The 8,860-nt window shown below is 42.1% G+C and carries 7 protein-coding genes; all 7 read left to right on the forward strand.

The features are described from left to right. On the forward strand, positions 1-1,078 hold a 1,078-nt coding region (locus A0739_RS07395), incomplete at its 5' end, for an SIALI-17 repeat-containing surface protein (RefSeq protein WP_155718976.1). A 129-nt stretch (positions 1,079-1,207) separates the two neighbouring features. Then, a complete protein-coding gene (gene polA / locus A0739_RS07400; protein WP_061587553.1) occupies positions 1,208-3,841 on the forward strand; it encodes a DNA polymerase I in 2,634 nt (877 codons plus the stop codon). Positions 3,842-4,117: 276 nt separating this feature from the next. Next, entirely contained in the window at positions 4,118-4,408 is a 291-nt protein-coding gene (locus tag A0739_RS07405) for a thiamine-binding protein (RefSeq protein ID WP_007518133.1), read from the forward strand. Beyond that, complete coding sequence (locus A0739_RS07410; RefSeq protein ID WP_061587554.1) at positions 4,371-5,129, forward strand: ABC transporter permease; 759 nt, start codon at positions 4,371-4,373, stop codon at positions 5,127-5,129. The genes A0739_RS07405 and A0739_RS07410 overlap by 38 nt, the downstream gene beginning before the upstream one ends. Positions 5,130-5,165: 36 nt before the next feature. After that, entirely contained in the window at positions 5,166-6,173 is a 1,008-nt protein-coding gene (locus tag A0739_RS07415; RefSeq protein ID WP_061587555.1) for an ABC transporter substrate-binding protein, read from the forward strand. Continuing rightward, positions 6,173-6,901, forward strand: a complete 729-nt coding sequence (locus tag A0739_RS07420) for an ABC transporter ATP-binding protein (RefSeq protein ID WP_061587556.1) — start codon at positions 6,173-6,175, stop codon at positions 6,899-6,901. The genes A0739_RS07415 and A0739_RS07420 overlap by 1 nt, the downstream gene beginning before the upstream one ends. A 204-nt stretch (positions 6,902-7,105) precedes the next feature. Then, positions 7,106-8,860 (forward strand): Spy0128 family protein (locus tag A0739_RS07425; RefSeq protein WP_231082578.1); only part of this gene is annotated, 1,755 nt, incomplete at its 3' end.

An 8,860-nucleotide genomic window follows, 5' to 3' on the forward strand; every position in this document is an offset into this window, starting at 1 on the left:
AATCGCTACCTTAGAAAAAATTGAAAAATCCACCATTGACGACATCAACAAAGATGCTACTATCACTGATAAGGAAGCAGCTATTAAGGCAGCTAAAGAAGTGATTGGTAAGGATGCTATCTTGAAAGCTATCGAAGATGGAGATATCGAAGCGTCCGACTTACTGGCAGATTTCTTGGCAGAAGACAGCGATCAGGTAACACGAGCCGAAGCAAAAACTCAATCTCAACTTTCAAGCCAAGACCAAGCTAAACTGGCTACAGCGGACAAGGAAGCGGCGGAAGAAAATAGTAATGCGAAAAAACTTGAGCTAAGTAAATTAGAAGAGCAAGTTGCTAAGATTAAAGTGCAATTGTCAAGTTTGCAAGTTTCTGGTGACAAAAATAGTCAAGTAAAAGACTTGCAACAAGCTTTAGCAGACTATGAGGATGCTATTAAGACTCTAAGTAGTGTTATGTCAGCTGTTCTTGAAATTGAAGACTTTAAAGGTGGGGTGAACGCAGTAGAAGCTGCAACTGCAGAGTTGCCAGAATACAACAAAGGTGCAAATGCGGTAGAAGCTGCTGTAAATGAACTCCCAGCCTATGCAGAAAGCGGTGCTCCAGCAGTAGCGAATGTCCCAGTTTATGGAGAAAGCGGTGCTCCAGCAGTAGCGAATGTTCCAGTTTATGGGGAAAGCGGTACTCCAGCAGTAGCGAATGTTCCAGTTTATGGAGAAAGCGGTGCTCCAGCAGTAGCGAGTGTTCCAGCCTATGCAGAAAGCGGTGCTCCAGCAGTAGCGAATGTCCCAGTTTATGGAGAAAGCGGTGCTCCAGCAGTAGCGAATGTTCCAGTTTATGGAGAAAGCGGTGCTCCAGCAGTAAACGAAGTTCTAGAATATACTGGCAGTGTAGCTCCTTTGGCTACAAACCCTACTCTTGGAACTGAACAAGATCGTACCTACAAAGCGCCTGCAGCAACAGATGAACAATTCCTTCCAAATACGGGAAGCCAAGATGCTTCAGCAGTTGCATCGCTAGGATTTGTTGGTCTCCTTCTTGGTTTGCTACCATTTGCAAAGAGAAAATTGAACAAATAAATCGCATGAAATCGATAAAAGAAAAGGATTTGAATGGTCCTTTTCTTTTTTATGGTGAAATAGGGATAAGTCCAAGTTTTTCAGCTCTTTCCGATGGTATTTTTCCTTGCTTTCCTTTATAATGGGTGTATGGACAAGAAAAAATTATTATTAATTGATGGATCTTCTGTTGCTTTTCGAGCTTTTTTTGCGCTTTATCAGCAACTAGATCGTTTTAAAAATGCTAATGGTCTTCATACCAATGCAATCTACGGCTTTCAACTCATGTTGAATCATGTCTTGGAGAGAGTTGAACCCAGCCATGTTTTGGTAGCTTTTGATGCTGGTAAGACGACTTTTCGAACAGAGATGTATGCAGACTACAAGGGGGGGCGTGCTAAAACTCCAGATGAGTTTCGTGAGCAATTTCCCTTCATTCGTGAGCTGTTAGACCATCTTGGGATTCGCCATTATGAGTTGGCCCAGTATGAAGCAGATGATATCATTGGGACCCTAGGTCGCTTGGCTGAGAAGGATTCCTTCGATGTGACAATCGTTAGCGGAGACAAGGATTTGATCCAGTTGACAGATGAGCATACGGTGGTCGAGATTTCCAAGAAAGGTGTGGCTGAGTTTGAGGCCTTTACGCCAGACTATCTCATGGAAAAGATGGGCCTCACACCAGCTCAGTTTATAGACCTCAAGGCCCTTATGGGGGATAAGTCTGATAATATCCCTGGTGTCACGAAAATCGGTGAAAAGACGGGTATCAAGCTCTTGCTGGAACATGGTTCGCTCGAGGGTATTTATGAAAATATCGATGGGATGAAGGCTTCTAAGATGAAGGAAAATCTCATCAATGACAAGGAACAAGCCTTTTTGTCAAAAACACTGGCGACCATTGATACCAAGGCACCGATTGAGATTGGCCTAGATGATTTGGTCTATAATGGCCCAGATGTGGAAAATCTCGGGAAATTCTACGATGAGATGGGCTTCAAACAGCTCAAACAAGCTTTAAATGTTTCGTCGAAGGATGCGCCTGAGAGCTTGGATTTCACTATCGTTGACCACGTCAGTCAAGACATGCTGAGTTCCGACTCTATCTTCCACTTTGAACTCTTTGGTGAGAACTACCATACAGATGACTTGGTTGGTTTTGCCTGGTCCTGCGGAGATAAACTTTACGCTACAGACAAACTTGAGCTCTTGCAGGAGCCGATTTTCAAGGAATTTTTAGAAAAAACACCTCTGAAAGTGTATGACTTTAAGAAAGCGAAGGTTCTTTTAAATCGTTTGGGCTTGAATCTCCAGGAACCTGCTTTTGACAGTCGTTTGGCCAAATACCTCCTCTCAACAGTCGAGAACAATGAAATTTCAACCATTGCGAATCTCTATGGCCAGACTTACTTGGTCGATGATGAGACTTTCTACGGTAAGGGGGTCAAGAAAGCCATCCCTGAGAGAGAGAAATTCTTGGAGCACTTGGCTCGCAAGGTTGCTGTATTGGTTGAGACTGAGCCTGTTTTACTTGAAAAACTCAGTGAACATGGACAATCAGACCTTCTCTATGACATGGAGCAACCTCTGGCTTTTGTCCTTGCTAAGATGGAAATTGCTGGGATCAAGGTCAAAAAAGAAACCCTACTTGAGATGCAGGCTGAAAATGAGGTCGTCATTGAGCAACTCACTCAAGAGATTTATGAGCTAGCTGGTGAGGAGTTTAATATCAACTCCCCTAAGCAGTTGGGCGTGCTTCTCTTTGAAAAACTGGGTCTTCCTCTAGAATACACTAAGAAAACCAAAACAGGTTACTCGACAGCCGTGGATGTGCTAGAGCGACTAGCTCCTATTGCTCCGATTGTTAAAAAAATTCTAGACTACCGTCAGATTGCTAAGATTCAATCTACCTATGTGATTGGTTTGCAGGACTGGATTTTGGATGATGGCAAGATCCACACGCGCTACGTGCAGGATTTGACTCAGACTGGGCGTCTGTCTAGTGTAGATCCAAACTTGCAAAATATTCCTGTGCGTTTGGAACAAGGCCGTCTCATTCGTAAGGCTTTTGTGCCTGAGTGGGAGGATAGTGTGCTGCTCAGCTCGGACTATTCACAGATTGAATTGCGCGTTTTGGCTCATATTTCTAAGGATGAGCACTTGATTAAGGCCTTTCAAGAGGGGGCAGATATCCATACCTCGACGGCCATGCGGGTCTTTGGAATTGAACGTCCTGAAGATGTGACTCCAAACGACCGTCGTAATGCTAAGGCGGTAAACTTTGGAGTGGTTTACGGAATTTCAGACTTTGGCTTGTCTAATAATCTAGGCATCAGCCGTAAAGAGGCTAAAGCCTACATCGACACTTACTTTGAACGCTTCCCAGGTATTAAAAACTACATGGATGAAGTGGTGCGTGAGGCGCGTGATAAGGGTTATGTAGAGACTCTCTTCAAGCGTCGTCGTGAGTTGCCAGATATTAATTCGCGCAACTTCAACATTCGTGGTTTTGCAGAGCGGACTGCCATCAACTCTCCTATCCAGGGTTCGGCAGCAGATATTCTCAAGATTGCTATGATCCAGCTAGACAAAGCTCTAGTTGAAGGTGGCTATCAGACCAAGATGCTCTTGCAAGTGCATGATGAAATCGTCCTCGAGGTTCCGAAATCAGAACTAGCAGCCGTCAAAGTACTGGTGAAACAAACCATGGAAGAAGCCATCCAACTCAGTGTTCCCCTTATCGCAGATGAAAATGAAGGGGCAACCTGGTACGAGGCTAAATAAGAAAGCTAGGATAGAGTTTGAAGCATTTGACTTCAAACTCTTTTTCATGATTTTCTGTAAGCAGTTTCCTTGACTTTTCCTTGTATTTGCGTTACTATATGTCCATATAAGATATGGGAGTCTGTGTACAGTCTGAGAGGAAGTGTTAAACTTCGACCGCACCTGATCTGGGTAATGCCAGCGTAGGGAACGATACTTAGCCGAATTCTGCACCTTTTCCATATATGGAAGAGGTTTTCTTTTTGTCAAAAGGAAGCCTGAGAAAAGGAGGTTTTTATGAAAGCAAGCATTGCCTTGCAAGTCTTGCCCCTATCACAGGGGATTGATCGAATTGCTATTATCGATCAGGTTATTGCTTATCTGCAGGCGCAGTCCGTGACCATGGTGGTGACACCCTTTGAAACGGTCTTGGAAGGGGAGTTTGATGAGCTCATGCGTATTCTCAAAGAAGCGTTAGAAGTGGCAGGGCAGGAGGCAGATAATGTCTTTGCCAATGTCAAAATAAATGTAGGAGAGATTTTAAGCATCGATGAGAAACTTGAAAAGTATACTGAGACGTCACATTAGTCTATTTGGTTTTCTAGGAGTCTTGTCAATCTGGCAGTTAGCGGGAATATTCAAACTTTTACCCAAGTTTATCCTGCCAACCCCTCTTGAGATCCTCCAGTCCTTTGCTCGTGACAGAGAATTTCTCTGGCACCATAGCTGGGCGACCTTGAGAGTGGCTTTGCTGGGGCTGGTTTTAGGAGTCTTGATTGCTTGTCTCATGGCGGTGCTTATGGATAGTCTAACTTGGATCAATGATCTTATCTACCCTATGATGGTGGTTGTTCAGACCATTCCGACCATTGCTATAGCTCCTATCTTGGTCTTGTGGCTAGGCTATGGAATTTTGCCCAAGATTGTCTTGATAATCTTGACGACAACCTTCCCTATCATCGTCAGTATTTTGGATGGATTTAGGCACTGTGACAAGGATATGCTGACCTTGTTTAGTCTGATGCGGGCAAATCCTTGGCAAATCCTGTGGCATTTTAAAATCCCGGTCAGTCTGCCTTACTTTTATGCAGGTCTGAGGGTCAGTGTCTCCTACGCCTTTATCACAACAGTGGTATCTGAGTGGTTAGGAGGCTTTGAAGGACTAGGTGTCTACATGATTCAGTCCAAGAAACTGTTTCAGTATGATACCATGTTTGCCATTATTATTCTGGTGTCGATTATCAGCCTTTTGGGTATGAAGCTGGTCGATATTAGTGAAAAATACGTGATTAAATGGAAACGTACTTAAATAGAGCGTTTTAGAAAAAGAAAAGAGGAAATGAAAATGAAGAAAACATGGAAAGTGTTTTTAACGCTTGTGACAGCTCTTGTAGCTGTCATGCTGGTGGCTTGTGGTCAAGGGACTGCTTCTAAGGACAAAAAAGAAGCAGAAGTCAAAAAGATTGACTTTATCCTAGACTGGACACCAAACACTAACCACACAGGGCTTTATGTTGCCAAGGAAAAAGGTTATTTTAAAGAAGCTGGAGTGGATGTTGACTTGAAATTGCCACCAGAAGAAAGTTCTTCTGACTTGGTGATTAATGGCAAGGCACCATTTGCCATCTATTTCCAAGACTACATGGCTAAAAAATTGGAAAAAGGTGCAGGAATCACTGCCGTTGCAGCTATCGTTGAGCACAATACATCAGGAATCATTTCTCGTAAATCTGATAATGTCACCAGTCCAAAAGACTTGGTTGGTAAGAAATACGGTACTTGGAATGACCCAACGGAGCTTGCTATGTTGAAAACTTTGGTAGAATCACAAGGTGGAGACTTCGAGAAGGTCGAAAAAGTACCAAACAATGACTCAAACTCGATTACACCGATTGCCAATGGCGTCTTTGACACCGCTTGGATTTACTACGGTTGGGATGGTATCCTTGCCAAATCGCAAGGCGTAGATGCTAACTTCATGTACTTGAAAGACTATGTAAAAGAGTTTGACTACTACTCACCCGTTATCATCGCAAACAATGACTATCTAAAAGACAACAAAGAAGAAGCTCGCAAAGTCATCCAAGCTATTAAAAAAGGCTACCAATATGCTATGGAACACCCAGAAGAAGCTGCAGATATCCTCATTAAGAACGCACCTGAACTCAAGGAAAAACGTGACTTTGTCATCGAATCTCAAAAATACTTGTCAAAAGAATATGCAAGCGACAAGGAAAAATGGGGACAATTTGATGCTGCTCGCTGGAATGCCTTCTACAAATGGGATAAAGAAAATGGTATTCTTAAAGAAGACTTGACAGACAAGGGCTTCACCAACGAATTTGTGAAATAATGACAGAGATTAGACTAGAACATGTAAGTTATGCCTATGGTCAGGAGAGGATTTTAGAGGATATCAATCTGAAAGTCACTGCGGGTGAGGTGGTCTCTATTTTAGGCCCAAGTGGTGTTGGAAAGACCACCCTCTTTAACCTAATCGCTGGGATTTTAGAAGTCCAGTCAGGGCGAATTGTCCTTGACGGCGAGGAAAATCCTAAGGGGCGCGTGAGTTATATGTTGCAAAAGGATCTCCTCTTGGAGCATAAGACAGTCCTTGGCAATATCATCCTGCCCCTCTTGATTCAAAAGGTTGACAAGACAGAAGCCATTGCTCGAGCGGATGACATCCTTGCGACCTTCCAGTTGATAGCCGTAAGGGACAAGTATCCTCATGAATTGAGTGGAGGGATGCGGCAACGTGTGGCCTTGCTGCGTACCTACCTTTTCGGGCACAAGCTCTTTCTCTTAGATGAGGCTTTCAGCGCCTTGGATGAGATGACCAAGATGGAACTCCATGCTTGGTATCTGGAGATTCACAAACAGTTGCAGCTGACAACCTTGATCATCACGCATAGCATCGAAGAGGCCCTCAATCTCAGCGACCGCATCTATATCTTGAAAAATCGGCCGGGACAGATTGTCTCAGAAATTAAACTAGAGTGGTCTGAAGGTGAAGACAAAGAAATCCAAAAGATTGCCTACAAGCGACAAATCTTAGTAGAATTGGGATTGAATACATAGCTCTTTAGGAAATTAGTATATATTAAATACAAGTGAAATCCTTGCTTGGATTTAATTGTTTCAAAGCTTATGTGGACGCCCGATTGACTGACTTATCCATCCATATGATAAGTTAATATAAAAATCGAATCATTTCAGTTGACATTATGTAAATTTTCTGTATAATATAATTGAACCATTATAGACAATAAGGAGGATAATGTAGTGACGAAGAGAAATAAAAAACTCTTTCATGGCTTGATGGCCTTGTTACTAGTAGTGTCGGTCTTTGTACCTTTGCTAAGGTTGAATAGCATTGTTAGTGCTGCCGAAAAAACTGAATCAGAGTACACTTTGACTACAGAACCGACGATTAATACGAACCGATTAGTCGATCATGCCAAATATGGTGAAGGTAAGTTCTATCTTAAAACAACTTACGCATTCCCAGACAATGTAACTCTGAAAAACGGTGATTTCATGGTTTATCACGTTCCAAATGAGTTTAAAATCGAAGTAGATTCTACTACAGATTTGAAAGCTCCGAACGGTGAAACGATTGCAACACTGACAACAGAGAAGGCAACGAATACTGCTAAGATTACAGTAACAAACGAAGAGTACTTTAAGAAGTTTAATGAGAACAAGCAAATTGTTGCATCATTTACTGTAGTGTGGGCGGACCATGTTGAAAAGAATAAGGAATATGAAATCAACATTCCTGGTGCAGGAGTTTATCATTTGACTCGTATCGTTCCAGACGTTGACCCAACTGGATTTACTAAATGGGGAGTTCAAGATTCAGACGACCCTAACTATGTAAACTGGCGTATCCGTGTTAACCGTTATGCAAAATCATACACTGGTGTAAATATCCAAGATACTATTCCTGATGGGCAAGTTCTTGCGAGTGATATTACTGGTTACTACTTCCCAGATTGGGAAAATGGTTACGGACGATCATCACTTGATAAGGCTCATGTTCAAGTAACAGATAAGAACCATTTCTCAATTACACCTAATGGTAATGGAACCTTAGATCATAAAGGGCTTTATATCATGTATCGTACTCGTTTGACTAAACCAGTCAATCCAGTCACTAAACGTGTATTGAACAATGTAACTGTCACTACAAACGAGGAAGCCCAACCAATAGAATTTGAAGGTTTTGCACCAATTACAACTACTGACGGTATTGGTGTAGGTGCCAAATCGGATGAGGTTGCTCTAGAAGTGACTAAGAAACTTAATGGTAAGACTCTTGAAAAAGATGCATTTAGTTTCCAACTTCTAGATGATCAGGGTAGTGTTTTACAAACTGTCAAAAATGATGAGAATGGTAAAGTGAAGTTCGAGGCAATCAAATACAAAGAAGCAGGAACTTTTAACTATACCATTAAAGAAGTTAATGATAACAAACCTGGATACACTTATGATGCGAACGTCCTTAAAGCGACTGTAACAGTAAAAGATGTTTTGGGTGAAAAATTAGCGAGCGTCAAATTTGAAGATTCTAAGAAAGAATTTACAAACTCATACGCTGCTAAAGAAGCAAAACTGCAACTTGAAGCTAAGAAAGTCTTAAAGGGTAAAGCTCTTGAGGCTGGCAAATTTGAATTTGAGTTGAAAGAAAACGGAACAGTTCTCCATACTGTTTCAAATGATGCAAACGGTAAGATTCAATTCCCAGAACTTACGTTCACAAAAGAGGAAACTCGTACATTCACTATTTCTGAAAAAGCTGGTGATGTAGCCGGAGTTGAATACGATCCAAATGCTTATGAAGTAACAGTAGTCGTTAAAGATAACGGCCAAGGTCAACTTGTTGCAACTGCAACAGGTGCTGATAATCTTACTTTCACTAACACTTATAAAGCCGCTTCAACAAGCGCGACAATCAAGGCTAAGAAAGTCTTGAATGGTAAAGAGCTTGCGGCTGATGCTTATACTTTCGAATTGAAAGAAAAAGATGCGGTTGTA

This window comes from Streptococcus oralis (assembly GCF_001588645.1).
GTDB lineage: Bacteria > Bacillota > Bacilli > Lactobacillales > Streptococcaceae > Streptococcus > Streptococcus oralis_AB.

Coding starts and splice junctions, on each gene's coding strand:
- polA (WP_061587553.1), top strand. CDS start 1,208: ATGGACAAGAAAAAATTATTATTAATTGATGGATCTTCTGTTGCTTTT.
- A0739_RS07405 (WP_007518133.1), top strand. CDS start 4,118: ATGAAAGCAAGCATTGCCTTGCAAGTCTTGCCCCTATCACAGGGGATT.
- A0739_RS07410 (WP_061587554.1), top strand. CDS start 4,371: ATGAGAAACTTGAAAAGTATACTGAGACGTCACATTAGTCTATTTGGT.
- A0739_RS07415 (WP_061587555.1), top strand. CDS start 5,166: ATGAAGAAAACATGGAAAGTGTTTTTAACGCTTGTGACAGCTCTTGTA.
- A0739_RS07420 (WP_061587556.1), top strand. CDS start 6,173: ATGACAGAGATTAGACTAGAACATGTAAGTTATGCCTATGGTCAGGAG.